This is a genomic window from Pseudomonas trivialis (assembly GCF_036864995.1).
GTDB classification, from domain to species: Bacteria; Pseudomonadota; Gammaproteobacteria; order Pseudomonadales; family Pseudomonadaceae; genus Aquipseudomonas; species Aquipseudomonas trivialis.
The window spans coordinates 918847-943566 of record NZ_CP142151.1 but is presented as its reverse complement, the minus strand read 5'-3'; the positions used below and the strand labels follow the sequence as shown (position 1 = coordinate 943566).

Below are 24720 nucleotides of genomic sequence, written 5' to 3'. Positions count from 1 at the left end.
CGAATAAACCCTGACGATCTAGCGTGAGGGAATTGTTCATTACCGCTATAATCGCCGACTTTTCGTCAGGCTATACGACTTCAGACATGAGCCAATCCAGCGACCTCATTCAATCCGCACAACGTACGATCCGCCTGGAGCTTGAAGCCGTAGAAGGCTTGCTGGCCCATATCGACGCGGATTTCGTACGCGCCTGCGAGCTGATTCTGGCCAGCAAGGGCCGCGTTGTGGTGGTCGGCATGGGCAAATCCGGCCATGTCGGCAACAAGATTGCCGCCACCCTGGCAAGCACCGGCACCACCGCGTTTTTCGTGCACCCGGCTGAAGCCAGTCATGGCGACATGGGCATGATCACCCGCGACGACGTGATTCTGGCCCTGTCCAACTCCGGTACCACCAACGAAATCGTGACCCTGCTGCCGCTGATCAAGCGTCTTGGCATCCAGATGATCAGCATCACCGGCAACCCGGAGTCGACGCTGACCAAGGCCGCCGAAGTCAATCTGAACGTACACGTGACCCACGAAGCCTGCCCGCTTAACCTGGCGCCGACCTCCTCCACCACCGCCACCCTGGTGATGGGCGATGCACTTGCTGTGGCGCTGCTCGAAGCGCGCGGGTTCACCGCTGAAGACTTCGCGTTTTCCCATCCCGGTGGTGCCCTGGGCCGCCGCCTGCTGCTCAAGGTGGAACATGTGATGCATTCGGGGGATGAGCTGCCTCACGTCCAGCGCGGTACCCTGCTCAAGGACGCACTGATGGAAATGACGCGCAAGGGCCTGGGCATGACCGTTATTCTGGAAGCGGACGGGCGACTGGCCGGCGTGTTCACGGACGGCGACCTGCGCCGCACCCTGGACCGCACCATTGATATCCACACGGCCACCATTGACGCAGTGATGACGCCCCACGGCAAGACAGCACGCCCCGAAATGCTGGCAGCCGAAGCGCTGAAGATCATGGAAGACCACAAGATCGGCGCGCTGGTGGTGGTCAATGCAGACGACCGCCCGATTGGCGCCCTGAACATGCACGACTTGCTGCGTGCGGGAGTGATGTAAATGAGCGACGACCTGCTGCAACGCGGCAAGCACATCAAACTGGCGATTTTCGACGTGGACGGCGTGCTGACCGATGGCCGCCTGTACTTTCTCGAAGACGGCAGCGAATTCAAGACGTTCAACACCCTCGACGGCCAGGGCATCAAGATGTTGATGGCTGCGGGCGTGCAAACGGCCATTATCAGTGGTCGAAAAACACCCGTTGTGGAACGCCGCGCACAAAACCTGGGTATTCCTCACCTGTATCAGGGCCGTGAGGATAAACTGGTGGTGCTCGACGAGCTTCTTGGCCAACTCAACCTAAGCTATGAGCAGGTCGCCTACCTGGGTGACGACTTGCCGGACCTGCCGGTGATTCGCCGCGTGGGCCTGGGCATGGCCGTCGCCAATGCTGCCGCGTTCGTGCGTGAACACGCCCATGGCGTCACGACCGCCCGCGGCGGCGAAGGCGCCGCCCGCGAGTTCTGCGAGCTGATCCTGCGTGCCCAGGGCCGCCTTGAAGCGGCCCACGCCGCCTACCTATAGAGCGTTTTATGCTGAGCAAAAAGATTCGCAACTTCCTGTTATTCGGGGTCATTGCCGCGCTATTCCTCGCGGTAGGCTACTGGAATATCAGCCCGGAGCGCTTTCTCGACCAGCCTGTTGCGCAGGTTGACGAAGGGGTTATCGACTATTACGCGACCAACGCCTACAGCGTACAGTTCCTGCCCGATGGCAAGGTGCAGTACGAGATGACATCGGACAAGGTCGAGCACTTGAAGGCTTCCGAGGTCACCCTGCTGACCAACCCGGACCTGAATCTGTACCGTGGCACCGAGTTCCCGTGGCACGTGACCAGCAAGCGTGGCGAGGTCAACCCGGACGGCACCGAGGTGGAACTGATCGACTCGGTGCGCGTCGCACGAACTGACGCGCAGAACCGCGACACCATCATTACCAGCAGTCGCATGACCGTATTCCCACAAAGGCAATATGCGCAGACCGAGCAAGACGTTAGAATCGACGGCGCTGGCGGTGTATCGACTGGCAAGGGAATGAAAGCGTATTTGAAAGAAAGCAGGATACACCTGCTATCGAACGTAAGAGGACAGTATGAGGCTCGTTAAAACTCTCCCTATTTTGCTCGGTCTGGGCGCAGCACTGGGAAGCGTGAGCGCCTGGGCTCTGCCGAACGATAGCCAGCAACCGATCCACATCTCGGCTGACGACGCTCAGCTCGATGACAAGCAAGGCGTCGCGACCTATACCGGCGGCGTCATCATCACCCAGGGCTCGATGAAGATCACCGGCAACACGGTGACCCTCACCCGCACCCCGGCTGGCGACATTGACGTGGTTACGTCGGTGGGCAACCTGGCCTACTTCGAGCAGAAGCAGGCCCCTGCCGATACCGGCCCGATGAAGGGCTACGGCAAGACTATCCAGTATCACGCCCAGCAGAATCGCATCGTGCTGATCGACCAGGCCAAGGTGCTGAGCCCCGATGGCAACTCCACGGAAGGTGAAAAAATCACCTATGACACCGTGAAGCAGATCGCCAACGCCGGTCGCGCCAATGGCTCCAAGGTCACTGCACCGCGTCCGCGAATCGACATGGTTATCCAGCCGAAGAAGAAGGCCGAGTAATGGCAACCCTGAAAGCCCAGCATCTGGCCAAGGCCTACAAAAGCCGTCAGGTCGTGCGCGACGTCAGCCTGTCGATCGACAGCGGCCAGATCGTCGGCTTGCTCGGCCCCAACGGCGCCGGCAAGACCACCTGCTTCTACATGATCGTGGGCCTCGTCCAGGCCGACCAGGGTCGTGTGCTGATCGACGACCTCGACGTCAGCCACCAGCCCATGCATGGTCGTGCACGCGCCGGTATCGGCTATCTGCCACAGGAAGCGTCGATCTTCCGCAAGCTGTCGGTTGCCGACAACATCATGGCGATCCTCGAGACCCGCAAGGAACTCGACCGCGACGGCCGCCGTCAGGAGTTGGAAAGCCTGCTGCAGGAATTCCACATCAACCACATTCGCGACAACCTCGGCATGAGCCTGTCCGGTGGTGAGCGTCGCCGCGTGGAAATCGCCCGCGCCCTGGCCACCGCACCCAAGTTCATCCTGCTGGACGAACCGTTTGCCGGCGTCGACCCGATCTCGGTCGGCGACATCAAGCAGATCATCCATCATCTCAAGGCCAAGGGTATCGGTGTGCTGATCACCGACCACAACGTCCGTGAGACCCTCGATATCTGCGAGACCGCCTATATCGTCAACGATGGCCAACTGATCGCCGAAGGCGATTCGGCGACTATCCTGGCCAACGAACTGGTCAAGGAAGTGTACCTGGGTCACGAGTTCCGCCTGTAGACACGGTGGTATCAGGGCGTTCGCCGACGAGCGCGCGAGTCAATGAAAACCTCAGTATTTTTATTGTCATCGCGCTCTAGGCAAAGCACCCGATATCAGGCATATAATTTGCTTATGTTTGGCGCTCGCGCGCCCTGTCGTGGATGGCGCATTGCGCCGGCGAATAAGGTGTTAAGCCCCTGCCATGAAACCATCGCTAGTCCTGAGAATGGGCCAGCAGCTGACGATGACACCGCAGCTGCAACAGGCCATCCGCCTGCTCCAATTGTCGACCCTGGACCTGCAACAGGAAATCCAGGAGGCCCTGGAGTCCAATCCGATGCTCGAACGCCAGGAAGAAGGCGACGACTTCGATAATGCAGACCCACTGGCCGACAACATCGAGCAAAAACCCAACCCGGACGTGCAGGAACCCTCCTATCAGGAAACCGCCCCCACGGTGGACAACCTCGAGGAAGGCGACTGGAACGAGCGCATCCCCAACGAACTGCCTGTGGACACTGCCTGGGAAGACGTTTACCAGACCAGTGCCAGCAGCCTGCCCAGCAATGATGATGACGAGTGGGACTTCACCACCCGCACCTCCGTCGGCGAGAGCTTGCAAAGTCACCTGCTGTGGCAACTGAACCTGGCGCCGATGTCCGACACCGATCGCCTGATCGCCGTCACCCTGATCGACTGCATCAACAACCAGGGCTACCTGGACGAAACGCTCGACGAAATTCTGGAAGCTTTCGACCCGGAACTGGATATCGAACTGGACGAGATCGAAGCCGTCCTACACCGCATCCAGCAGTTCGAGCCCGCCGGTATTGGTGCACGCAACCTCAGTGAATGCCTGCTGTTGCAACTGCGTCAATTGCCCGCCAAGACGCCATGGCTCAACGAAGCCCAGCGCCTGGTCACCGACTACATCGACCTGCTGGGCAGCCGTGACTACAGCCAGCTGATGCGTCGCATGAAGCTCAAGGAAGATGAGCTGCGCCAGGTCATCGAGCTGGTGCAGAGCCTAAACCCGCGTCCGGGCTCGCAGATCGAATCCAGCGAAGCCGAATACGTGGTCCCCGACGTGATCGTCCGCAAGGACAACGAGCGCTGGCTGGTGGAGCTGAACCAGGAATCCGTGCCGCGCCTGCGGGTCAACCCGCAATACGCCGGCTTTGTACGCCGCGCCGATACCAGCGCCGACAACACCTTCATGCGCAACCAGTTGCAGGAGGCCCGCTGGTTCATCAAGAGCCTGCAAAGTCGCAACGAAACCCTGATGAAAGTGGCCACCCAGATCGTCGAGCATCAGCGCGGCTTCCTGGAGTACGGCGACGAAGCGATGAAACCGCTGGTGCTGCACGATATCGCCGAAGCGGTGGGCATGCACGAATCGACGATTTCGCGGGTAACCACACAGAAATTCATGCATACCCCGCGGGGTATATATGAGCTGAAATACTTTTTCTCCAGCCACGTCAGCACCTCCGAAGGCGGCGAATGCTCGTCCACGGCGATTCGCGCAATCATCAAAAAACTGGTTGCCGCGGAAAATCAGAAAAAGCCATTGAGTGACAGTAAGATCGCTGGTTTACTGGAGGCACAAGGCATTCAGGTCGCCCGTCGAACCGTCGCCAAGTATCGCGAATCCCTTGGGATTGCGCCTTCCAGCGAGCGTAAGCGGTTGATGTGACGGGCGGGCCACAGCGTTCCAGTGGCAGGCGCTTTTCGCCTGTCGCTTTATGCACTGGCAACGAAGGAGAAGCTGTATGCAAGTCAACATCAGTGGACACCAGCTGGAAGTCACCAAGCCCCTGCGTGAATACACCGAGAGCAAGCTGAACAAGCTTGCGGGGCATTTCGACAAGATCACCAATGTGCAGGTCATCATGGAGGTCGACAAGCTCAAGCAGAAAATCGAAGCCACCCTGCACGTACCGAATGCCAAGCTCGTCGCCAATGCGGAACACGAAGACATGTACGCGGCGATTGACTCGCTCTACGACAAGCTCGACCGCCAACTCATAAAGCATAAGGAAAAGAATCTGCACCTGATGCAAGGTACAGGTCGTTAACTCCCCCCATGATCCGACTTGAAACCATCCTGACCCCCGGCCGTTCCCTGGTGAACGCGCCGGGTGGCAGCAAGAAAAAAGCCCTCGAACACATTGCAAACCTGATCAGCCGGGAAGTGCCCGAGCTGGATGAGCAGGTCGTGTTCAAGGCCCTGATCGACCGTGAAAAACTGGGCTCCACCGGTTTTGGCAACGGCATCGCCATTCCTCATTGCCGACTCAAAGGCTGCGACACACCTGTCAGCGCCTTGCTGCACCTGGAAAGACCCATCGATTTCGACGCTATCGACGGCGCTCCGGTCGACCTGCTCTTCGTTTTGCTGGTCCCGGAAGCGGCCACCGATGCTCACCTGGAACTGCTTCGGCAGATCGCCAGCATGCTCGACCGCAAGGAAGTACGTCATAAACTGCGCAACGCCAGCAGCAATGAGGCGTTGTATCAGGTTGTGCTGGACGAGCAATAACCATGCGCCTGATTATTGTCAGTGGCCGGTCCGGCTCGGGTAAAAGCACCGCACTCAATGTGCTTGAAGACAGCGGCTTTTATTGCATCGATAATTTGCCCGCTGGCCTGTTGCCGGAACTGGCCGAACGCGCGCTTATCCATACCGAATTGGCGCAACCGCTGGTCGCTGTTTCGATTGATGCACGCAACCTGCCCAGCCACCTCTCGCGGTTCCCTGAACTGCTCGAAGAAGTGCGCGGCAAGCATATTCATTGTGATGTGCTGTATCTGGACGCCGACGAAGAGACGCTGCTCAAGCGTTTCTCCGAAACCCGCCGGCGCCACCCGCTGAGCAGCCCGAACCGCTCGCTGGCCGAGGCTATCGAAGACGAGACCACGCTGCTGGGGCCGATCATCGATCTGACCGACCTCAAGATCAACACCACCAACCTGAACCTGTACCAGTTGCGCGACGCCATCAAGCTGCGGCTGCTGAATCAGCCCGAGCCCGGGACTGCCTTTCTGGTCGAGTCGTTTGGCTTCAAGCGCGGCATGCCGGTGGATGCCGACCTGGTGTTCGACGTGCGCTGCCTGCCCAATCCTTACTGGAAGCCGGAGCTGCGCGAACAATCCGGACTGGATCAGCCGGTGATTGATTACCTGGCCGCGCAGCCGGATGTGGAGGATATGTTCCAGGACATTTCCACCTACCTGCTCAAATGGTTGCCGCGCTTTGCTGCGAGCAATCGCGCTTATGTCACCATCGCCATCGGCTGCACCGGCGGTCACCACCGCTCCGTCTACCTGACCGAACGTCTTGGCCAGGTGCTGCAGCAAACCCTCAAGAACGTTCAGGTCCGCCACCGCGACCTAAGCTGAAAGGAACACCCCCGCGATGCCCGCTCTGGAAATTGAAATTATCAACAAGCTGGGCCTGCACGCCCGGGCTTCGGCCAAATTCGTCGGCGTCGCCGGGCAGTTTCCTTGCCAGATCCGCGCCGGGCGCACACCGGAGTCGATGGTCGATGGCAAAAGCATCATGGCAATGATGATGCTGGCTGCTGGCAAGGGCACCAAGATTCATCTGAGAACCGAAGGTGAGCAGGAGGATGAAGCGATGGCAGCCTTGGTGGAGTTGATCAACAACAAGTTTGACGAAGGTGAATAACCGCCAACCTGTGTAGCAGCGCGGCCTAACCCAGGGCAGTGTCCATCACCATCATCAAGCAAAACCCCAGGCACAACCCAAGGCTGGCAAGCTTGTCGTGACCATTGCGCCGCGACTCGGGGATCACCTCGTGAGTCACCACCAGCAGCATCGCGCCCGCAGCCAATGCCAGGCCCAATGGCAACAGCACTTCGGCCAGGGTAACCAGCCAGGCACAGAGTACGGCGAACACCGGCTCCACCAGACCTGAAGCGGCGCCGATCAGGAACGCCTTGACCCGCGACATGCCCGCCCCCGCCAGTACCAGCGCGATCACCAGTCCTTCCGGCACATCCTGCAGCGCGATACCCATCGCCAGGCTGTCGGCATCCGGCATGCCGCCGCCGGCGGACACCCCCACCGCCATACCTTCCGGAATGTTGTGGGCGATGATGGCAAATACAAACAGCCAGATTCGAGGCGGAATGACCGGTTTATCCGGTGCGCCCACCAGCATTTCCGGACTGGCGCCGGAAACTTTGCGATCCACCAGATACAGCCCGAATGCGCCCAGCATGATGCCGAAATTGATCAGGCCACTGGCGGCCCAAGGCGAAAGCCCCAGGCTTTCGGCGGCGGAAATACCCGGCACCACCAGCGAAAAGGCGGTCGCAGCCAGCATCACCCCCGCCCCGAAGCCCAGCAGCGTATCGCTCAACGCCACCGGCATGCGCCGGATTACCAGTACGGGCACCGCGCCCAAGGCTGTGCCGAGCGCGCAGAGCGCACCGCCCTGCAGGGCACGCAGAATGCGCGGTTCCAGGTCCAGCCAGGCCAGCCCGTGGGCCACCAGCAATGCAATGCCTGCCAGCAGCAGCAGCGAGCCAAACGCATAGCGAAACAATCGCACGCTGCTGATCGCCAGTGTTCCAGTACCCATAGTCGGCCTTAGGTCTTGTTATGGAGATAAATGTCAGACCACAGCGGCTTGGTAGCGTGCAGACACTTCGGGCCAGTTGATAACGCTGTAGAAGGCGTTGATGTATTCCGGGCGGCGGTTCTGGTACAGCAGGTAATACGCATGCTCCCAGACGTCCAGACCCAGAATCGGGGTATTGCCGTTCATCAGCGGGCTGTCCTGGTTACCGCTGCTTTCCACCACCAGGGTCTTTTGTGGAGTAACACTCAGCCAGGCCCAACCGCTGCCGAAGCGGGTCAACGCAGCTTTGGTGAATGCCTCCTTGAAGCTGTCGAAACCGCCCAACTGTTCATCGATCGCCTTGCCCAGTACGCCCTCGGGCTTGCCGCCACCTTTAGGCGACATGACGGCCCAGAACAACGAGTGGTTGGCATGACCACCACCCTGATTGATCACCGCAGCGCGCAATTTTTCGGGCAACTGCTGGACGCTGGACACCAGTTTTTCAATCGGCCAGTCGGCAAACTCAGTACCATCAACCGCAGCGTTCAAATTGTTGATGTAGGTCTGATGGTGCCTGGTGTAGTGGATTTCCATGGTTTGCGCATCGATGTGCGGTTCCAGGGCATCGTAGGCATAAGGCAATGCAGGCAAGGTGTAGCTCATATCAATGTGCTCCGTATTGAGACGGGGTCGGTTGCACCGCGGCACCGCCCAGCAGGCGGTGGGTGCGTGGGTATTCACCGTGATCGCTGATGAAATTCAGCAGTTCGACGTAGGTTTTGCTGCTTTGGCGCAATGCCGCCTCACGCAGTTGCGGCGGCAGACGCGGGTCCTGCATGGTCTGCAACAGACGCTGATGGACCGCGCAGAGGTATTCGGCGCTTTCCTCAGGCTGGTTCAGGCGCAGGTGCAGGTCTGCCAGGTTGTGATGGGAAATGACGCAGGCCGCCACAGCTTCGTCGGCATCGGCCCAGCGCTCGAACAACACTTGTGCCAGGGCCAGGGCTTGCAGATAGGCCTCGCGAGCGTCAACCAGTTCACCTGCCATAAAACAGCGATTGGCCCGTTCGATCGTGCGTTTCCAGTGCTCCATGGTGAGCCTCCAAAGCAGGTCGGTGATTACACGCCGCCGGCCGTGAGCTTTTCCGGGTCCAGCAGGACCTCCAGTTGGCTACGCGGCAAGTCAGTGTGTTCAAGGGCGACATCGATCACCGGGCGACCCTGCTGATAGGCCTTTTTGGCGATTTCAGCCGCCTTCTGGTAACCAATGATCGGATTGAGTGCCGTCACCAGGATCGGGTTGCGCGACAACGCTTCCTTGAGCCGGGCTTCGTTGACCTTGAAGCTGGCAATCGCCTTGTCCGCCAGCAGACGGCTGGAATTGCCCAGCAGTTCGAGGCTGCTGAGCAGGTTCTGGGCGATGATCGGTAGCATCACGTTGAGTTCGAAGTTGCCCGATTGGCCGGCGATGGTGATCACCGTGTCATTGCCGATCACCTGCGCGGCGACCATGGCGGTCGCCTCGGGAATTACCGGGTTGACCTTGCCGGGCATGATCGACGAGCCCGGCTGCAAAGCCTGCAGTTCGATTTCGCCCAGGCCGGCCAATGGGCCCGAGTTCATCCAGCGCAGGTCATTGGCGATTTTCATCAGCGACACGGCGGTCGCCTTCAGTTGGCCAGACACCGCAACGGCGGTGTCCTGAGAGCCGATCAGCGCGAACAGGTTCTTGCCCGGGGTGAACTTCACGCCGGTCAGGCTGCTCAGTTGCTGACTGAAGCGCGCGGCGAATTCGGGATGTGCGTTGATGCCCGTGCCCACGGCGGTGCCGCCCTGGGCCAGGGCCTGCAGACTGGGCAACAGGTCCTGCAGATGCCCGATGTTGGCCTTGAGCTGCTGCGCCCAGCCGTTGAGCACCTGGCTCATGCGTACCGGCATGGCGTCCATCAGATGGGTGCGGCCGGTCTTGATGAACGGATGCACCTGCTCGGCTTTCTGCTCGATAACCTGCACCAGATGCAGCAGCGCCGGTAACGTTTGCTCATGCAACGCCATTGCCGCGCTGACGTGGATGGTGGTGGGGATGATGTCGTTGCTGCTTTGCCCGCAGTTGACGTGATCGTTGGGGTTGACCACCTCGCCCAGCAGGCGGCTGGCAAGGGTGGCGATCACTTCGTTGGCGTTCATGTTGGAGCTGGTGCCGGAACCGGTCTGGAAGATATCCACCGGGAAGTGGCGCATGAAGTCGCCTTCGAGCAAACCCTGGGCGGCGTCGACGATGGCCTTGCCCTGCCCTTCGCTGATCTGTTTGAGCTCGACATTGGCCTTGGCGGCGGCGGCCTTGGCCAGGATCAGCGCGCGAATGAAGGGCGCCGGCATGCGCTGATGGCTGATCGGGAAGTTGTCCACGGCGCGCTGGGTCTGGGCGCCGTACAGAGCCTCGGCCGGTACGTGCAGTTCGCCCATGCTGTCGCGTTCGATACGGGTGTTACTCATCGGAGGATCCTTGCACCAGGTCAGAAACAGAAAGGGAGGGCTGCAATTGGCACGTTGCCAATTGCCAGGCAAATGCCTGCCAGCGCTTGAGGCGACAGGCACAGCGGGAGAGTTTTTCCAGGTCGCGCAGCGGGCGCCAGGCCTGGTCCAGACACAGGGATCGCCAGTGCCACGGCAGGGCAATATCGCTGGCGGTGTCGATGAGCAAACGAAATGAGGTTTCAGCAATTGTCCACGGGTGAGTCGCCGTACAGCACGCGAGGTAACGACCCTCGTTGAGGTAATGCTCGATCAGGCGCGGCTCGTTGGGATCGAGGCCGCAGCGAATCTGACGGCTCATCCAGCGCCAACTTTCGAGGTAGGGATCTTCATGCAGGACGGAACTCATGATCCACACTCATTCGGTAATGATATTTATTATTAAATGATAATCAGAATCAACGCAATGGCGGCAGAGTGATCCGTCGGCAATCCAGGTATAAAAAAACGCGCTATCCGTGTGGATAGCGCGCTCTTTTATTCAAGGCGACGAGCGCGTCAGCTGCCCGCCACTGTCATCCGCTCGATCAGTACCGAACCTGTGCGAATGTTGCTGCGCAGTTCCAGATCATTACCGACCGCGACGATCTGCTTGAACATATCGCGCATGTTGCCGGCGATGGTGACTTCCTGGACCGCGAACTGAATCTCGCCGTTCTCCACCCAGAAACCCGCGGCGCCGCGCGAGTAATCCCCGGTGACCATGTTCAGGCCGTGTCCCATCAGTTCGGTCACCAGCAGGCCTCGCCCCATGCGACGCAACAGCGCGGCCTGGTCTTCATCGCCATGACTCACGAACAGGTTATGTACGCCACCCGCGTTGGCGGTGCTGGGCAGGCCGAGCTTGCGACCGGCGTAGGTACCCAGCACATAGGACACCAACTCACCCTGCTCGACGAACGGCTTGGCATAGGTGGCCAGGCCGTCACCGTCGAACGATGAGCTGCCCATGGCGCGCATCAGGTGCGGACGCTCATCGATGGTCATCCACTCTGGAAACAGCTTCTGACCGATAGCCCCTTCAAGGAACGAGGATTTGCGGTACAGGTTGCCGCCGGAAATCGCCCCCAAGAAACTGCCGAACAAGCCCCCGGCCAGCTCTGCGGAAAACAGCACCGGCACTTCACAGGTAGGCACCGGGCGCGCACCCAGGCGGCTCGCGGCGCGCTGTGCTGCGCGCTGGCCGATGCTGACCGGGTCAGCCAGCAACTCGCCCTGGCGGTTTACGTCATACCAGTAGTCGCGCTGCATCTGGCCATTGGCTTCAGCAATCATGACGCAGCTCAAACTGTGACGAGTCGACGCATAACCACCGATAAACCCATGGCTGTTGCCATAAACACGGCAACCCTGGTGAGTACTCAAAGTGGTGCCATCGGCGTTCTTGATGCGGGCATCTGCGTCGAACGCCGCCGCTTCACACGTCAGCGCCTGTTCGATGGCCTGCTCAGGCGTGATGTCCCAGGCGTGGAACAGATCGAAGTCCTGCACGTCACTGGCCATCAGCGCCTTGTCGGCCAGGCCCGAGCTTTCGTCCTCGGAAGTGTGCCTGGCAATCGCCAGGGCGGCAGCGACGGTCTCGCGTATCGCGTCCGGGCCGCTGGCCGAGGTGCTCGCCGAGCCTTTGCGCTGACCGACGTACAGGGTGATGCCAAACCCCTGGTCACGGTTGAACTCGACAGTTTCCACTTCCCGCTGACGCACCGAAGTCGACAGCCCCTGCTCCAGCGACACCGCCACTTCACAGGCACCGGCCCCCTGACGCTTGGCCTCGGCAAGGATCTGCTCGACTTGTTCCTGCAGTGCCGGTAACGCTTGCGGACCGACGCTTTGGGCTGCACTCATGGTTTTCTCCACTCAAAATCTGCTTTCGGTTAAGGCCATCGAGCGACCGGGCCGGACAAGCGGCCCCCGACTGGTTATCATGGCGGCGTTTCTTTGCGGACTGCCACCATGGTTGATTCTTACGACGACTCCCTCGATGGGGAGAAAAGCAAAACCCAGGTCAAACGCGAGCTGCATGCGCTGGTTGACCTCGGCGAGCGCCTTACAACGCTCAAGAAAGATTTGATTGCCAAACTGCCACTGACCGACGAAATGCGCCGGGCGCTGGCCGATGCGCCCAAGCACAGTGCGAATATCGCGCGTAAACGGCACATCATGTTTATCGGCAAATTGATGCGCGATCAGGACATTGACGCCATCCTGGCCCTGCTTGATCAAACCGATGCCTCCACTCGCCAGTACAACGAACGTTTCCACAACCTGGAACGTTGGCGTGACCGCCTGATCGCGGGCGATGACGCCGTGCTGGAGAAATTCGTGCTGGACTACCCGGACGCGGACCGCCAGCAACTGCGCTCCCTGATCCGTCAGGCTCAGCACGAGCAGGCGCATAACAAGGCGCCAGCCACCAGCCGTAAAATCTTCAAGTACATCCGTGAGCTGGACGAGACTCAACGCGGCCTGCGCTGATCCTCTTCCCCGGGTGGCGGTCTTCGCCACCCGAAGCTCCATCTCTTACGACCCCGTGCCACCCACGGTGATCGCATCAATCTTCAGCGTTGGCTGGCCGACACCCACCGGCACCGACTGCCCATCCTTGCCGCATGTGCCCACGCCGCTGTCCAGCGACAGGTCATTACCGACCATCGACACCTTGCTCATCGCTTCCGGACCGTTGCCAATCAAGGTCGCCCCTTTGACCGGCGCAGTAATTTTGCCGTCTTCGATCAGGTACGCCTCGCTGGTGGAGAACACAAACTTGCCGCTGGTGATATCAACCTGGCCGCCGCCGAGGTTGGCGCAATAGATCCCGCGCTTGACCGACGCAATGATTTCCGCCGGGTCGCTTTCGCCGCCGAGCATGTAGGTGTTGGTCATGCGCGGCATCGGCAGGTGCGCGTAGGACTCGCGACGACCGTTACCGGTTCGCGCCACGCCCATCAGGCGGGCATTGAGCTTGTCCTGCATGTAGCCCTTGAGAACGCCGTTCTCGATCAGGGTGGTGCACTCGGTAGGCGTGCCTTCATCGTCCACTGTCAACGAGCCACGACGGCCGACCAGCGTGCCGTCATCGACAATGGTGCACAGTTTGGACGCAACCATCTCGCCCATGCGCCCGCTATAAGCCGAACTGCCCTTGCGGTTGAAGTCACCTTCCAGGCCATGGCCCACCGCTTCGTGAAGCAGCACGCCGGACCAACCGGACCCCAGCACCACCGGCAACGTGCCCGCAGGCGCTGGAATGGCTTCCAGATTGACCAGCGCTTGGCGCAGCGCTTCACGGGCGTACCCCATGGCGCGGTCGTCGGCGAGGAAATACCGGTAGTCGGTGCGCCCGCCGCCGCCATGCCCACCGCGTTCGCGGCGGCCGTTCTGTTCGACGATCACGCTGACATTGAAACGCACCAGTGGGCGTACATCCGCTGCCAGGCTGCCGTCAGTGGACGCCACCAGGATGCGCTCCCACACCCCGGCCATGCTTACGGTGACTCGCTGGATTCGCGGATCCAGCGCGCGGGTGGCGGCGTCGACGCGCTTGAGCAGCTCGACCTTTTCCGCACGGCTGATCACTTCCAGCGGGTTATCCGGGCCGTACAACTGGGCGACATCCTGGGTGCTGAACGCCTGCACCGTGCCATTCTGGCCAGCACGGGAGATCGAACGCGCGGCGCGCGCGGCCTGGCCCAGCGCTTCGAGGGTGATCGCGTTACTGTAGGCAAACCCGGTCTTTTCGCCCGATTGCGCACGCACGCCCACGCCCTGGTCGAGGTTGAAACTGCCTTCCTTGACGATGCCGTCTTCCAGCGACCAGGACTCGGAAATCTGCCCCTGAAAGTACAGGTCGGCCGCATCGATGCCTGGCCCGGCCAGGTCACCGAGCACGGTTTGCAAGCTTTCGATGGTCACGCCACCGGGTGCCAGGAGGTGTTCACTGACTGAGGACAACAACTCGCTCATAGGTTTGGCCTTAAATTCATCGTTCTGAAGCAGGTCGCTGCGCGCCCTGCGAGAAAAAGCGCCGGTGATTCACCACCGGCATGCGCGCCCGTATCGACGCCTGTTCCGTGCTGTCGCGTGCGGCCAGCAACACCGCTTCGCCTCGATCCTGTTGCGCCAGCACGCGACCCCAAGGGTCGACGATGGCGGCATGTCCGTGAGTTTCCCTTGGGCCCGGGTGCACGCCGCCCTGAGCCGCCGCCAGCACGTAGCACTGGGTTTCGATGGCCCGCGCGCGGATCAGCACGTCCCAGTGCGCAGCGCCGGTGACCGCCGTAAAGGCCGAGGGCGCGCTGATCAGCTCAGCGCCCGCCGCACGCAACTCGCTGTACAACTCCGGGAAGCGCAGGTCGTAACACACCGTCAGGCCCAGTCGCCCGACGGGGGTGTCCGCCACTATTACATTGCTGCCAAAAGCATAGTCGTCGGATTCACGATAGCGACCCCGGGCATCCGCCACGTCGACGTCGAACAGGTGCAGTTTGTCGTAACGGGCAACCACCTCACCGCGATCATCGATCAACAGCGAGCAGGCAGTAGACTTGGCATTCGGTTGATCCCTGGGCGGCAACGGCAATGTGCCGGCCACTATCCATAAGGTGAGGTCGCGAGCGGCCTGTTTCAACCATGGCAGGATCGGGCCTTCGCCCAAGGCTTCGGCTCGGCCGATATCGGCCACGTCGCGGCGGCCCATGGCGGCGAAGTTTTCCGGCAGCACCGCCAGCCGGGCACCTCCCTGGGCGGCCTGCTCCAGCAGGCGCCGGGCCTCGGCCAGGTTGGCCAGCACGTCGCTCTGGCTGACCATCTGAATTACCGCAAACGTCATGGCCGATACTCCATAAAAGAATAGCCACAGGCTACTCCATCAAGCCTCACTTGGCCTTTTCGAAAGGCTTGTCGAAGGTAATCTTCGGATCCTTCCACGGCCCTTGCACGGTGTATTGCACGCTGGCGAAGCGCGAAACGCGGTCACCAATCAGCTTGTCGATCAGAAACAGCGCACCACCGATGGCCGGCGCGCCGACAATCAGTGCCGCAATCGGCAGGTTGTTGGTCACCGGCAGGGTCACCAGCAGCTTGGCATCCACGCGGTCGGCCACCAGGTCCAGGGTGCCATTGAGTTCAAGGTTGGTCGAAGGCCCGGTCATGGTGATCGGCTCTCGCGTTACAAACACACCATCACTGGCCGCCAGCAGGCCTTTGACCCGGTCATAGCTCAAGCCCTTGCCAAGCAGGTCGGAGAAGTCCAGGCGCAGGCGACGGCCGATGGAGTTGAAGTTGAGCAGGCCAAACACGCGCAACGCCTGGGCACCGCCCTCGACTTCGACAAACTGACCCTGGCGAAAATCGGCATCGAGCATGCCGGAGAACCGCTTTGGCCCGACCCACGCCGGCGAACCCGGCCAGCGGCCATCCACATCGAGGTGGAACTCCTGACTGGTCACGGTAGGCGCAAAGCCCCAGCCCTTGAGCACATCCGCGATGTTCTTGCCGTCCAGGCGCCCTTTGTACCAACTGCTGCTGTCGCCGGCCGTGCCTTCCCAACCGCCCGCGCCCTTGAGCTGCAAGCCCTTGAGGCCCAGGTCCAGGCTGTTGAAGGCCAGGCCCTTGGCGGTGGGCCGGATTTTCAGCGACCACGCACCGATCAGGTCCGGGCCCTGGAACAACTGGTCGATGTTGATATCCAGCGCGGGAATGTCCTTGGGGTCGATGTCGGCCAGCGGGTCTGGCGCGTTTTCATCCGCCTGCACTGTCGGGTCAACCGCAGGCAGTTTTACGTACTGCAGGTTGATCGCGATGGGCGCGCCCTTGGCATCGGGCAAGTTCACTGAGCCTTTGACCTGCTGGCTGTCGAGTTGCAGGCCCCAGGCCGCCGGTTTGCGGTCCAGCAGCAGACTGACCTGATCGAACTGCTTGCCAAAGCCCGTCAGCTTGCCGACCTTGAAATCCGCGCCACTGAGCAGTTGCTTGGCGCTGCCACCCGGGTCATTACCGGCGTAGCGGCCAACCAGTTTCTTCCACGGATCGATATCCAGCTCCGACAGCACGCCGCGAATGCGCAGGCCTTTCGCACCCGGCAGCACTGCATCGCCATCCCCGAGGAACAACTCGCCGCGCCCCTCATTGAAGTTGTCCGGCGGTGCGGCAAAGGTGAAGTTCGCCAGTTCCCCGTAATCAAACCAGTAACGCCGTTCGGCGCCCTGCAGGGTCATGCGGAACGTGCTATCACGGCCCTGGCTCGCCGGCATGCCAAACGGTGCCGGCAGGTCCACCGCCACACCCTTGAGGTCGGAATTGACCATCAACTGACTGTCTGCGCCATTAAGGATGACTTGCAACTGGTAGGGGATATCGCCGGACACCGGCAGCGGCTGGGTAACGTTCAGCCAGTCAGTCAGTCGCTTGACCGTGACCTGACCCTTCGCGACCACGCGGGTGTTGATAGCGCCCGGCCTGCCTTCGGCGAAGATCTGCGCGCTGATGGGCCGATCAAACGCCTGGGCGCTGATTTGATCGCCGCTCAAGCCTTTGGCAGTGTCGAAGCGGAAATTCCCCTTCAGTTGGTTGAGGTCCAGGGTCGGATCGGCCAACTGCAGGCGGGCCTTGTCGGTCTGGAAGTCCACCACGATCTTGGGCTCGGTGCCTTTGGCCAGCGGCACATCCAGGTCCAGCTTGCCTTGCAGGTCGCCCTCGCCTTTCCAGCCGGCAAAGGTCGACGCCGTACCAATCGGCGCCTCCTGCAGAATTTTCAGGCCATCGCCCAGGCCGCCGGAAAAACCACCGGTCAACAGCAGGTGGCTGTCCTTGCCCACAGGGGCATGAGGAATATTGACGTAGACGTCCTTGACCTTTGTGTCGAGCAACTGACCCTTGCTGGCCAGAATGCGCACGCCGCTTTCCTCGACGAACACTTCGCCGTTGACCTTGCTGACATGAGGCCAGCCCGGCTGGAACGCCAGCTCGGCGTCATGCACCTTGAAGAACAGACTGATGTTGCGCGAAGCCGGCAACGCGTTATGGTTCAACGACCCCTGATACTGGAAGAAACCCTGGTCGACCGCGCCTTTGAGAATCGCAGTACGCAGCCACTCATCCAGAGCCGGGCTCAGCACCGCCGGCAAGTACTTGGGCGTAAAACGCCCATCGCCATCGACCATGCCCACCCGCAGGTCCATGTAGTCTTCCTGGCTATGATCGAAATGCAGGCGAATCAGGAAGTCGGCGGCCACTTTGCCTTCTTCGCCCAGCACCTTGATATACGGGGCGATCAGGGTGAAGCCTTGTTTATCAAGCTTCCAGGTCAGCCGCGCATTGGCCTGGATGTATTGCCAGGGCTTGGCGAAGATCGGGTCCAGGTGCAGGGAAAAATCCTTGCTGTCCATGCGCAGCTCGCCCTGGCCCAGGTCGCCGCTGATGCTGCCCGACACGTTGCGCGCCGCCGGCGCGCCGGAATAGGCATCGAAACCCACGCGATCAAGATTGGCGGCGAAACCGAGTTTCTGGTCGGTGATGTCCTGGGGCCGGAAATCCACCAGCACATTGCGCAGCAGGCCGGTGACCTTGAGATGCTCGATGGTTTTGGCGAAGCCTTCAGGCAGCGGCGCCAGGGCATTCAACAGGGGAGTAATCGGGGTCAGGTCCAGGCGATCGGCCTGCAACTTCCACGTTTCCAGAGCCTTGTCGGTCGCCAGCGCCTGCTGCAATTGCAGGCGCGATTCCCAGCGGTTGTCGCCGAGGTTCATCGCCAGCGAGTCAAACAGCACCTTAAGGCCCGTGTCGCTGCGTTGCAGGTATGCCGTCAGGGCAAAATTCTCGATATGCACCGGCTTGCGCCCGGCATAACTGCCTTTTATCTCGGGAGCGTTGAGACGCGCCGCAGCGCTTTGCACGGTTCCCTTGGCCCAGGTCAGCCAAAATTCTCCGCTGGACTTGAACTCGGTGAGTGTCCATTGCTGAGTGAGGCGGGCGGGAATCCACTTGGCCCAATCGCTCTGGGGCAGGCTCAGGTAAGCCTGGACTTCACCGTCCTGCCATTGGCTGGCGCGGATGCGCGTGCGCAGGTTCAGAGCCAGCGGCTGGCCATCGGGGAGGGTCAGGCGTGCATCCAGGCGTTGGCGATCGGTGCCGGTGTGCAGGCTCAGGCCAACGTAGGTGAGTGTCGCCGGCGCCTGATCGAAGGGTTGCAGGGTGACCTGGCTGTCGAGCACCGACACGCGCTTGATCCGCTGCATGCGCTCGAGCAACTGCTGCGGGTCCAGCGGCTGGTCGTCCGGTAGCGGCAAGCCCTGCAGGGCCCAGTGGCCGTCCTTGTCTTCCTTGACGCTCAGTTGCAGGCCGCTGACTTGCAGGTGCGCAAGACGCACTTCACGGGCGATCAGGCTGGCCCATATATCCGGCACCACTTCGACCTGATCCAGGCGCAAGGCGCTGTTGCCCTCGCCGACCATCACATCATGGGCCAGCAACACGGGGGCAAAGCCGCTCCAGCGCCCTTCCAGGCTGCCGATACGCAGGGGCATGCCCACTGCAGCCTGGGCCCTGGTTTCGATTTCGGCGCGGTATTCGGCCACCAACGGGGTCAATTCACGCCCCAGGCTCACGTACACCGCCGCCAATACCAACAGTAGAGCGCACAGGCCCAGGCCCCAGCGGGTCAATGCGGCAAAAAAGCGTATCAAACGCTCCATGTCAGGCGACCCTCAAAGCGGTGGGCGGACGGCAGATCAACGTCTGCCGGGCTCGAAGAAAACAAGCGATTGGGGATCAGAGCAGCACCACGTCGTATTGTTCCTGGGAATACATGGTTTCGACCTGGAAGCGAATCGTGCGCCCGATAAATACCTCCAGCTCAGCGACGTTGCCGGACTCTTCGTCCAGCAGCCGATCGACCACTTTCTGGTTAGCCAGCACTCTATAACCTTCAGCCTGGTAAGCCCGTGCCTCGCGCAGGATTTCCCGGAAAATCTCGTAGCAAACCGTTTCAGGGGTTTTCAATTTTCCGCGACCCTGGCAACTGCTGCAGGGTTCGCACAACACCTGTTCGAGACTTTCGCGGGTGCGTTTGCGGGTCATCTGCACCAGGCCCAGCACGGTGATACCGATGATGTTGGTCTTGGCGTGATCGCGTTCCAATTGCTTCTCAAGGGTGCGCAACACCTGGCGTTGGTGCTCTTCATCTTCCATGTCGATGAAGTCAATGATGATGATCCCGCCCAGGTTGCGCAGGCGCAGTTGGCGGGCAATCGCCGTGGCCGCTTCGAGGTTGGTCTTGAAGATGGTCTCTTCCAGGTTGCGATGGCCGACAAACGCCCCCGTGTTGACGTCGATGGTGGTCATGGCTTCCGCAGGGTCCACCACCAGATAGCCGCCGGACTTGAGCGGCACCTTGCGCTCGAGGGCTTTCTGGATCTCGTCTTCGACGCCATACAGGTCGAAGATCGGCCGCTCGCCAGGGTAATGCTCCAGGCGGTCTGCAATTTCCGGCATCAGTTCGGCGACAAATTGTGTGGTGCGCTGGAAGGTTTCCCGCGAGTCGATGCGAATTTTTTCGATTTTCGGGCTGACCAGGTCGCGCAGGGTACGCAGCGCCAAGCCGAGATCTTCATAGATGACACTGGGCGCGCCGATGGTCTTGATCTGCTCGCCGATCTGGTCCCACAGACGCCGCAGGTAGCGGATGTCCATGAGGATTTCATCGGCACCGGCGCCCTCGGCGGCGGTGCGCAGGATGAAGCCGCCGGCTTCCTTGATGCCTTCGGCCGCCACGCAGTCGCTGACCACTTTTTTCAGGCGTTCGCGCTCGCCTTCATCTTCGATCTTCAAGGAAATGCCGACATGGGCCGTACGCGGCATGTACACCAGATAACGCGAAGGAATCGACAGCTGTGTCGTCAGCCGCGCGCCTTTGGAGCCGATGGGGTCCTTGGTGACTTGCACCACCAGGCTCTGCCCTTCATGCACCAGGGCGCTGATGCTCTCCACCGCAGGCCCTTCGCGCAGAGAGATCTCCGACGCGTGAATAAATGCCGCACGGTCCAGGCCGATGTCGATAAACGCCGCCTGCATCCCCGGCAGTACGCGCACCACCTTGCCTTTATAAATATTGCCGACGATCCCGCGCTTCTGGGTGCGCTCGACGTGCACTTCTTGCAGAACACCGTTCTCTACCACCGCCACGCGCGATTCCATCGGCGTGATGTTGATCAGAATCTCTTCACTCATGGCTGGGTCTCGTTCTGGCGTTTTCACAATAGTGACCGATCGCTCAAGGCTTGGCGCTGTAATACGGCGTTCAGCGCACGGTAAGGTTTTGCCAACAGGGTATGCCGAATCGGCCGAGCAGTTGCGCGGTTTCGCACACCGGCAGCCCGACCACGGCGGAATAGCTGCCATTGAGCCCGGCAACAAACACCGACCCCAGCCCCTGGATAGCATAGCCACCCGCCTTGTCCCGGGGTTCGCCACTGTGCCAGTAGGCGGTGGCTTCTTCGACGCCAATCTCACGAAAACGTACACGGCTGCTGACGCATAGGGTTTCGCAGCGCTGACCATCAGTCAGGGCAACGGCGGTGAGCACCTCGTGTTCATTTCCCGCGAGGGCCATCAACATCGCCAGGGCATCGGCCTGGTCCACGGGTTTGCCGAGAATCCGGCCATCGACAATCACCGCCGTGTCAGCCCCTAGCACACAGGCATTGGAGGGCGTTTCAAGCACGGCGAAACCCGCCGCTGCCTTGCCGCGCGCAAGACGCTCGACGTAGGAAACGGGTGATTCATTGGTAAGAGGTGTTTCGTCAATGGCGGCGCTGACCACAGTGAAGGGCACACCGATCTGGGTCAGCAGTTCACGCCGTCGGGGAGAACCCGAGGCTAGATAAAGCGAATTCATTGCAGACTCTCCCTGTGGGGTTCGATAACCAGGCAGAGCCTCGCAATCCATTCAATTGATTTTGTAGCGACGACGCAGCCCACGCAGGCCGAAACTGATCCAGGGCCACAACAGCGCACTGACCAGGGCCGGCAATACCAGCGCCAGCGTTGGCTGGCGGTTGCCGGTCAAGGCGCTGAGCCAGAGTTGCACCAACTGCGCCAGGCCGAAGATCACCAGGATCACCAGGCACTGCTGCCACATCGGGAACATGCGCAAACGCTGCTGCAACGACAGCACCAGAAAGGTAATCAGGGTCAGGATCAGCGCGTTCTGGCCAAGCAAGGTGCCATAGAGCACATCTTCCGCCAAGCCCAGAAACATCGCAGTGACCATGCCCACCCTGTGGGGCAGGTGCAACGCCCAGAACGCCAGCAGCAAGGCCAGCCACAACGGGCGCAGGATCTCCATGAACTGCGGCAGCGGCGATACGCTGAGCAGCAAGCCGACGGCGAACGTCAGCCACACCACCCAACCATTGCGAGAATGAGTACTGGCCATTATTCCCCCCTCTGCCGCGTAGTGGTCGCAGCACCGGCAGGCGGCTTCGCGGCAGGCGTGGTGCTAGCTGCCGGTTTGGCCGGACGAGTGCTGTGCGTGGCGGGCTTGGCGGGTGTCGCCACAGGCGCCACTGCAGGAAGATTTGCCGGTGCCGGTGGCCCCACAAAGGCAGGCTTGGGCACGATGGCGGGTGTGACCGGCAGCGTGCCGTTGCGCTTGTCTTCCGCTTCCTGGGCCTGCGCGGCATCGTTGGCGCGCTCTTCCGGGGTGCGGTTATCGCTGAACACCAGCAGCAGGTAACGGCTGCGGTTCAGGGCGGCAGTCGGCACGGCACGCACAATGGCGAACGGCTGGCCGGAATCATGGATCACTTCCTTGACCGTCGCCACCGGGTAACCCGCCGGGAACCGCTGGCCAAGACCGGAGCTGACCAGCAGGTCGCCCTCCTTGATATCGGCGGTGTCGGCCACGTGACGCAACTCCAGACGCTCGGGATTGCCGGTGCCGCTGGCAATCGCCCGCAGGCCGTTGCGGTTGACCTGCACCGGAATGCTGTGAGTGGTGTCGGTGAGCAACAGGACGCGGGAGGTGTAGGGCATCAACTCGACCACCTGCCCCATCAGGCCACGGGCATCGAGCACCGGCTGGCCGAGCACCACGCCGTCGCGCTCACCTTTGTTGATGATGATGCGATGGGTGAAGGGGTTGGGGTCCATGCCGATCAGCTCGGCCACTTCGACCTTCTCGTTGACCAGCGCGGAAGAATTGAGCAACTCGCGCAGCCGAACGTTCTGCTCGGTGAGGGCCGCCAGCTTTTGCATGCGTCCCTGCAGCAGCAGGTTTTCAGTCTTGAGTTTTTCGTTTTCGGCGGCAAGCTCGGTGCGGCTGCCGAACTGGCTGGCCACGCCCTGATAGAGCCGTTGCGGCAGGTCGGTGATCCAGTAGGTCTGCATCAACACCAGCGACATTTGGCTGCGCACGGGCTTGAGCAGCGCAAAGCGGGCGTCGACCACCATCAGCGCGACCGAAAGCACGACCAGCACCAGCAAGCGCACGCCCAATGAGGGGCCTTTGGCGAAAAGCGGTTTAATAGGCCGCTCCTCCCGGGCAAATGTTCTCTTTATTCATACGGCATCAAACCGGCCTGGATGCAGATTGAAGAAGATAAACGCCGACAGGCAGCACTGCAAAGTGCTGCCTGCGGGCGAAGCATGGCGCAACCAGCGATCTTATTCGCTGGAGAGCAGGTCCATGGTGTGTTTATCCATCATTTCCAGTGCACGACCACCGCCACGGGCAACGCAGGTCAGCGGGTCTTCGGCGACGATCACCGGCAGGCCGGTTTCCTGGGCCAGCAGCTTGTCGAGGTCACGCAGCAAGGCGCCACCACCGGTCAGTACCAGGCCGCGCTCGGCGATATCGGAAGCCAGCTCCGGTGGCGATTGCTCCAGCGCACTTTTCACTGCCTGAACGATGGTGACCAGGGACTCTTGCAGAGCTTCCAGCACTTCATTGGAGTTCAGGGTGAAGGCACGTGGAACGCCTTCGGCCAGGTTGCGACCGCGCACATCGACTTCGCGCACTTCGCCGCCTGGGTAGGCAGTACCGATTTCCTGCTTGATGCGCTCGGCGGTGGATTCGCCGATCAGGCTGCCGTAGTTACGACGCACATACGTGATGATCGCTTCGTCGAAGCGGTCGCCGCCCACGCGCACGGATTCGGCATACACCACACCGTTCAGGGAGATGAGGGCGATTTCGGTGGTACCGCCACCGATATCCACCACCATCGAACCGCGTGCTTCTTCCACCGGCAGGCCGGCACCGATCGCAGCGGCCATCGGTTCTTCGATCAGGAACACTTCGCGGGCACCGGCACCCAGGGCCGATTCACGGATGGCACGGCGCTCCACCTGCGTGGATTTGCACGGAACACAGATCAGCACACGAGGGCTGGGCTGCAGGAAACTGTTTTCGTGAACCTTGTTGATGAAGTACTGCAGCATCTTCTCGCAGACGCTGAAGTCGGCAATCACGCCGTCCTTCATCGGACGAATGGCAGCAATATTGCCAGGTGTTCGGCCGAGCATGCGCTTGGCCTCGGTGCCGACGGCAACGACACTTTTCTGATTACCATGGGTCCGAATGGCCACAACCGATGGCTCATTCAGAACGATACCGCGCTCGCGCACGTAAATAAGGGTGTTGGCAGTGCCCAGGTCAATGGAAAGATCGCTGGAAAACATGCCACGCAGTTTCTTGAACATGGGGAAAGGACCCTAGGCAACGCGTGGGTAAAAAAGTGCGGCAAACTCTAACAACGACAGGGATTTTGGGCAAGGCGCCAATGTGCTAAATTGGCCGACTTTCTGTGCACCAACCCCCACAATCGCGGCCTTATGACCGTAGAAATGCGGTAGTGTTCCGACAATCTAACACACGGACGCCCTCCGTTCCGTTTTCCACTGGAGATTCCCATGGCGCTTGAACGCTCCGACGTGGAAAAAATCGCGCATCTGGCCTCGCTTGGCCTCAATGATGCCGATCTTCCACAGACCACCGCAGCCCTGAACAGCATTCTGGGGCTGGTTGACCAGATGCAGGCCGTCAATACCGACGGCATCGAGCCCCTGGCTCACCCGCTGGAAGCCAGCCAGCGCCTGCGCGCAGACGTCGTGACCGAACGCGATAATCGCGAGGCCTACCAGTCCATCGCGCCAGCGGTCGAAAACGGCCTGTATCTGGTTCCGAAAGTCATCGACTAAAGG

The 24720-nt window shown here is 60.9% G+C and carries 26 protein-coding genes; 12 read left to right on the top strand and 14 right to left on the bottom strand.

The annotated features are described in order from the left end of the window. Nucleotides 1-86: 86 nt before the first annotated feature. The 10 genes from VRB54_RS04060 (at nucleotide 87) to VRB54_RS04015 (ending at nucleotide 7085) form a co-directional block, all read left to right on the top strand. On the top strand, nucleotides 87-1061 hold the full coding sequence (locus VRB54_RS04060) for a KpsF/GutQ family sugar-phosphate isomerase (RefSeq protein ID WP_338479623.1): 975 nt from the start codon (nucleotides 87-89) through the stop codon (nucleotides 1059-1061). Continuing rightward, on the top strand, nucleotides 1062-1586 hold the full coding sequence (locus tag VRB54_RS04055) for a KdsC family phosphatase (protein ID WP_057006865.1): 525 nt from the start codon (nucleotides 1062-1064) through the stop codon (nucleotides 1584-1586). A gap of 8 nt (nucleotides 1587-1594) precedes the next feature. After that, nucleotides 1595-2167, top strand: a complete 573-nt coding sequence (lptC, locus tag VRB54_RS04050; RefSeq protein WP_004372088.1) for an LPS export ABC transporter periplasmic protein LptC — start codon at nucleotides 1595-1597, stop codon at nucleotides 2165-2167. Then, nucleotides 2154-2687, top strand: coding sequence for a lipopolysaccharide transport periplasmic protein LptA (lptA, locus tag VRB54_RS04045; protein WP_032870591.1), 534 nt, complete (start codon nucleotides 2154-2156; stop codon nucleotides 2685-2687). The genes lptC and lptA overlap by 14 nt, the downstream gene beginning before the upstream one ends. Then, on the top strand, nucleotides 2687-3412 hold the full coding sequence (gene lptB, locus VRB54_RS04040) for an LPS export ABC transporter ATP-binding protein (protein WP_004372092.1): 726 nt from the start codon (nucleotides 2687-2689) through the stop codon (nucleotides 3410-3412). Before lptA ends, lptB begins: the two co-directional genes overlap by 1 nt. A gap of 184 nt (nucleotides 3413-3596) precedes the next feature. Continuing rightward, on the top strand, nucleotides 3597-5090 hold the full coding sequence (locus VRB54_RS04035) for an RNA polymerase factor sigma-54 (protein WP_338479622.1): 1494 nt from the start codon (nucleotides 3597-3599) through the stop codon (nucleotides 5088-5090). 76 nt (nucleotides 5091-5166) lie between these two features. Continuing rightward, complete coding sequence (gene hpf, locus VRB54_RS04030; protein WP_003171804.1) at nucleotides 5167-5472, top strand: ribosome hibernation-promoting factor, HPF/YfiA family; 306 nt, start codon at nucleotides 5167-5169, stop codon at nucleotides 5470-5472. Nucleotides 5473-5480: 8 nt separating this feature from the next. Continuing rightward, nucleotides 5481-5936 carry a PTS IIA-like nitrogen regulatory protein PtsN gene (ptsN, locus tag VRB54_RS04025; protein WP_004372099.1) on the top strand — a complete coding sequence of 152 codons (456 nt, stop codon included), beginning with the start codon at nucleotides 5481-5483 and terminating at the stop codon, nucleotides 5934-5936. A 2-nt stretch (nucleotides 5937-5938) separates the two neighbouring features. Continuing rightward, nucleotides 5939-6796 carry an RNase adapter RapZ gene (gene rapZ / locus VRB54_RS04020; RefSeq protein WP_338479621.1) on the top strand — a complete coding sequence of 286 codons (858 nt, stop codon included), beginning with the start codon at nucleotides 5939-5941 and terminating at the stop codon, nucleotides 6794-6796. A 16-nt stretch (nucleotides 6797-6812) separates the two neighbouring features. Continuing rightward, the gene (locus tag VRB54_RS04015; protein ID WP_338479620.1) at nucleotides 6813-7085 is read left to right on the top strand and encodes an HPr family phosphocarrier protein; all 273 of its coding nucleotides are present in this window, start codon (nucleotides 6813-6815) and stop codon (nucleotides 7083-7085) included. Between the two features lie 25 nt (nucleotides 7086-7110). Here the strand turns inward: VRB54_RS04015 and VRB54_RS04010 are convergent, their stop codons facing one another. From VRB54_RS04010 to pmbA, 6 genes are all read right to left on the bottom strand, one after another. Next, on the bottom strand, nucleotides 7111-8004 hold the full coding sequence (locus tag VRB54_RS04010; RefSeq protein ID WP_338479618.1) for a ZIP family metal transporter: 894 nt from the start codon (nucleotides 8002-8004) through the stop codon (nucleotides 7111-7113). 33 nt (nucleotides 8005-8037) lie between these two features. After that, nucleotides 8038-8649 (bottom strand): superoxide dismutase, encoded by a 612-nt coding sequence (locus VRB54_RS04005; protein ID WP_338479616.1) that lies wholly within the window; start codon nucleotides 8647-8649, stop codon nucleotides 8038-8040. A 1-nt stretch (nucleotide 8650) separates the two neighbouring features. Beyond that, complete coding sequence (locus VRB54_RS04000; protein ID WP_209988645.1) at nucleotides 8651-9079, bottom strand: hypothetical protein; 429 nt, start codon at nucleotides 9077-9079, stop codon at nucleotides 8651-8653. Between the two features lie 26 nt (nucleotides 9080-9105). Next, a complete protein-coding gene (locus VRB54_RS03995) occupies nucleotides 9106-10482 on the bottom strand; it encodes a class II fumarate hydratase (protein ID WP_338479615.1) in 1377 nt (458 codons plus the stop codon). Continuing rightward, the gene (locus tag VRB54_RS03990; protein WP_338479614.1) at nucleotides 10475-10870 is read right to left on the bottom strand and encodes a FagA protein; all 396 of its coding nucleotides are present in this window, start codon (nucleotides 10868-10870) and stop codon (nucleotides 10475-10477) included. The genes VRB54_RS03995 and VRB54_RS03990 overlap by 8 nt, the downstream gene beginning before the upstream one ends. Nucleotides 10871-11019: 149 nt before the next feature. Next, a complete protein-coding gene (gene pmbA, locus VRB54_RS03985; RefSeq protein ID WP_338479613.1) occupies nucleotides 11020-12366 on the bottom strand; it encodes a metalloprotease PmbA in 1347 nt (448 codons plus the stop codon). A gap of 108 nt (nucleotides 12367-12474) precedes the next feature. Here pmbA and yjgA point away from each other — a divergent pair, with 108 nt between their 5' ends. Continuing rightward, on the top strand, nucleotides 12475-12996 hold the full coding sequence (yjgA, locus tag VRB54_RS03980) for a ribosome biogenesis factor YjgA (RefSeq protein WP_004372117.1): 522 nt from the start codon (nucleotides 12475-12477) through the stop codon (nucleotides 12994-12996). Nucleotides 12997-13041: 45 nt separating this feature from the next. On the opposite strand, the gene tldD is transcribed toward yjgA, so the two are convergent. From tldD to mreB, 8 genes are all read right to left on the bottom strand, one after another. Continuing rightward, nucleotides 13042-14484: a metalloprotease TldD gene (gene tldD / locus VRB54_RS03975; protein WP_338479612.1), complete on the bottom strand. Its 1443-nt coding sequence runs from the start codon at nucleotides 14482-14484 to the stop codon at nucleotides 13042-13044. A gap of 16 nt (nucleotides 14485-14500) precedes the next feature. Continuing rightward, nucleotides 14501-15349, bottom strand: coding sequence for a carbon-nitrogen hydrolase family protein (locus VRB54_RS03970; RefSeq protein ID WP_338479611.1), 849 nt, complete (start codon nucleotides 15347-15349; stop codon nucleotides 14501-14503). A gap of 46 nt (nucleotides 15350-15395) precedes the next feature. After that, the gene (locus tag VRB54_RS03965) at nucleotides 15396-19211 is read right to left on the bottom strand and encodes a YhdP family protein (protein ID WP_338479610.1); all 3816 of its coding nucleotides are present in this window, start codon (nucleotides 19209-19211) and stop codon (nucleotides 15396-15398) included. Between the two features lie 76 nt (nucleotides 19212-19287). Beyond that, entirely contained in the window at nucleotides 19288-20745 is a 1458-nt protein-coding gene (rng, locus tag VRB54_RS03960) for a ribonuclease G (RefSeq protein ID WP_209988625.1), read from the bottom strand. A gap of 70 nt (nucleotides 20746-20815) precedes the next feature. Beyond that, nucleotides 20816-21412, bottom strand: a complete 597-nt coding sequence (locus tag VRB54_RS03955; protein WP_338479609.1) for a nucleoside triphosphate pyrophosphatase — start codon at nucleotides 21410-21412, stop codon at nucleotides 20816-20818. A gap of 51 nt (nucleotides 21413-21463) precedes the next feature. Next, the gene (gene mreD, locus VRB54_RS03950) at nucleotides 21464-21952 is read right to left on the bottom strand and encodes a rod shape-determining protein MreD (RefSeq protein ID WP_338479608.1); all 489 of its coding nucleotides are present in this window, start codon (nucleotides 21950-21952) and stop codon (nucleotides 21464-21466) included. Continuing rightward, the gene (gene mreC, locus VRB54_RS03945) at nucleotides 21952-23043 is read right to left on the bottom strand and encodes a rod shape-determining protein MreC (RefSeq protein ID WP_338481046.1); all 1092 of its coding nucleotides are present in this window, start codon (nucleotides 23041-23043) and stop codon (nucleotides 21952-21954) included. The genes mreD and mreC overlap by 1 nt, the downstream gene beginning before the upstream one ends. Before the next feature lie 138 nt (nucleotides 23044-23181). Beyond that, the gene (gene mreB / locus VRB54_RS03940; RefSeq protein WP_338479607.1) at nucleotides 23182-24219 is read right to left on the bottom strand and encodes a rod shape-determining protein MreB; all 1038 of its coding nucleotides are present in this window, start codon (nucleotides 24217-24219) and stop codon (nucleotides 23182-23184) included. Nucleotides 24220-24429: 210 nt separating this feature from the next. On the opposite strand from mreB, the gene gatC reads away from it, so the two are divergent. Beyond that, nucleotides 24430-24717 (top strand): Asp-tRNA(Asn)/Glu-tRNA(Gln) amidotransferase subunit GatC, encoded by a 288-nt coding sequence (gene gatC, locus VRB54_RS03935; protein ID WP_057006884.1) that lies wholly within the window; start codon nucleotides 24430-24432, stop codon nucleotides 24715-24717. Nucleotides 24718-24720 lie beyond the last annotated feature (3 nt).

What these genes read in the sequence shown, in the direction of transcription:
- gatC (WP_057006884.1), top strand. Translation starts at nt 24,430, where the DNA reads ATGGCGCTTGAACGCTCCGACGTGGAAAAAATCGCGCATCTGGCCTCG.
- VRB54_RS03965 (WP_338479610.1), bottom strand. Translation starts at nt 19,211, where the DNA reads ATGGAGCGTTTGATACGCTTTTTTGCCGCATTGACCCGCTGGGGCCTG.
- VRB54_RS04015 (WP_338479620.1), top strand. Translation starts at nt 6,813, where the DNA reads ATGCCCGCTCTGGAAATTGAAATTATCAACAAGCTGGGCCTGCACGCC.
- tldD (WP_338479612.1), bottom strand. Translation starts at nt 14,484, where the DNA reads ATGAGCGAGTTGTTGTCCTCAGTCAGTGAACACCTCCTGGCACCCGGT.
- rapZ (WP_338479621.1), top strand. Translation starts at nt 5,939, where the DNA reads ATGCGCCTGATTATTGTCAGTGGCCGGTCCGGCTCGGGTAAAAGCACC.
- yjgA (WP_004372117.1), top strand. Translation starts at nt 12,475, where the DNA reads ATGGTTGATTCTTACGACGACTCCCTCGATGGGGAGAAAAGCAAAACC.
- VRB54_RS03970 (WP_338479611.1), bottom strand. Translation starts at nt 15,349, where the DNA reads ATGACGTTTGCGGTAATTCAGATGGTCAGCCAGAGCGACGTGCTGGCC.
- lptC (WP_004372088.1), top strand. Translation starts at nt 1,595, where the DNA reads ATGCTGAGCAAAAAGATTCGCAACTTCCTGTTATTCGGGGTCATTGCC.
- mreD (WP_338479608.1), bottom strand. Translation starts at nt 21,952, where the DNA reads ATGGCCAGTACTCATTCTCGCAATGGTTGGGTGGTGTGGCTGACGTTC.
- VRB54_RS03995 (WP_338479615.1), bottom strand. Translation starts at nt 10,482, where the DNA reads ATGAGTAACACCCGTATCGAACGCGACAGCATGGGCGAACTGCACGTA.
- mreB (WP_338479607.1), bottom strand. Translation starts at nt 24,219, where the DNA reads ATGTTCAAGAAACTGCGTGGCATGTTTTCCAGCGATCTTTCCATTGAC.
- pmbA (WP_338479613.1), bottom strand. Translation starts at nt 12,366, where the DNA reads ATGAGTGCAGCCCAAAGCGTCGGTCCGCAAGCGTTACCGGCACTGCAG.
- VRB54_RS04035 (WP_338479622.1), top strand. Translation starts at nt 3,597, where the DNA reads ATGAAACCATCGCTAGTCCTGAGAATGGGCCAGCAGCTGACGATGACA.
- VRB54_RS04010 (WP_338479618.1), bottom strand. Translation starts at nt 8,004, where the DNA reads ATGGGTACTGGAACACTGGCGATCAGCAGCGTGCGATTGTTTCGCTAT.
- VRB54_RS04000 (WP_209988645.1), bottom strand. Translation starts at nt 9,079, where the DNA reads ATGGAGCACTGGAAACGCACGATCGAACGGGCCAATCGCTGTTTTATG.
- VRB54_RS04005 (WP_338479616.1), bottom strand. Translation starts at nt 8,649, where the DNA reads ATGAGCTACACCTTGCCTGCATTGCCTTATGCCTACGATGCCCTGGAA.
- VRB54_RS04055 (WP_057006865.1), top strand. Translation starts at nt 1,062, where the DNA reads ATGAGCGACGACCTGCTGCAACGCGGCAAGCACATCAAACTGGCGATT.
- rng (WP_209988625.1), bottom strand. Translation starts at nt 20,745, where the DNA reads ATGAGTGAAGAGATTCTGATCAACATCACGCCGATGGAATCGCGCGTG.
- VRB54_RS03955 (WP_338479609.1), bottom strand. Translation starts at nt 21,412, where the DNA reads ATGAATTCGCTTTATCTAGCCTCGGGTTCTCCCCGACGGCGTGAACTG.
- lptA (WP_032870591.1), top strand. Translation starts at nt 2,154, where the DNA reads ATGAGGCTCGTTAAAACTCTCCCTATTTTGCTCGGTCTGGGCGCAGCA.
- lptB (WP_004372092.1), top strand. Translation starts at nt 2,687, where the DNA reads ATGGCAACCCTGAAAGCCCAGCATCTGGCCAAGGCCTACAAAAGCCGT.
- VRB54_RS04060 (WP_338479623.1), top strand. Translation starts at nt 87, where the DNA reads ATGAGCCAATCCAGCGACCTCATTCAATCCGCACAACGTACGATCCGC.
- ptsN (WP_004372099.1), top strand. Translation starts at nt 5,481, where the DNA reads ATGATCCGACTTGAAACCATCCTGACCCCCGGCCGTTCCCTGGTGAAC.
- VRB54_RS03990 (WP_338479614.1), bottom strand. Translation starts at nt 10,870, where the DNA reads ATGAGTTCCGTCCTGCATGAAGATCCCTACCTCGAAAGTTGGCGCTGG.
- hpf (WP_003171804.1), top strand. Translation starts at nt 5,167, where the DNA reads ATGCAAGTCAACATCAGTGGACACCAGCTGGAAGTCACCAAGCCCCTG.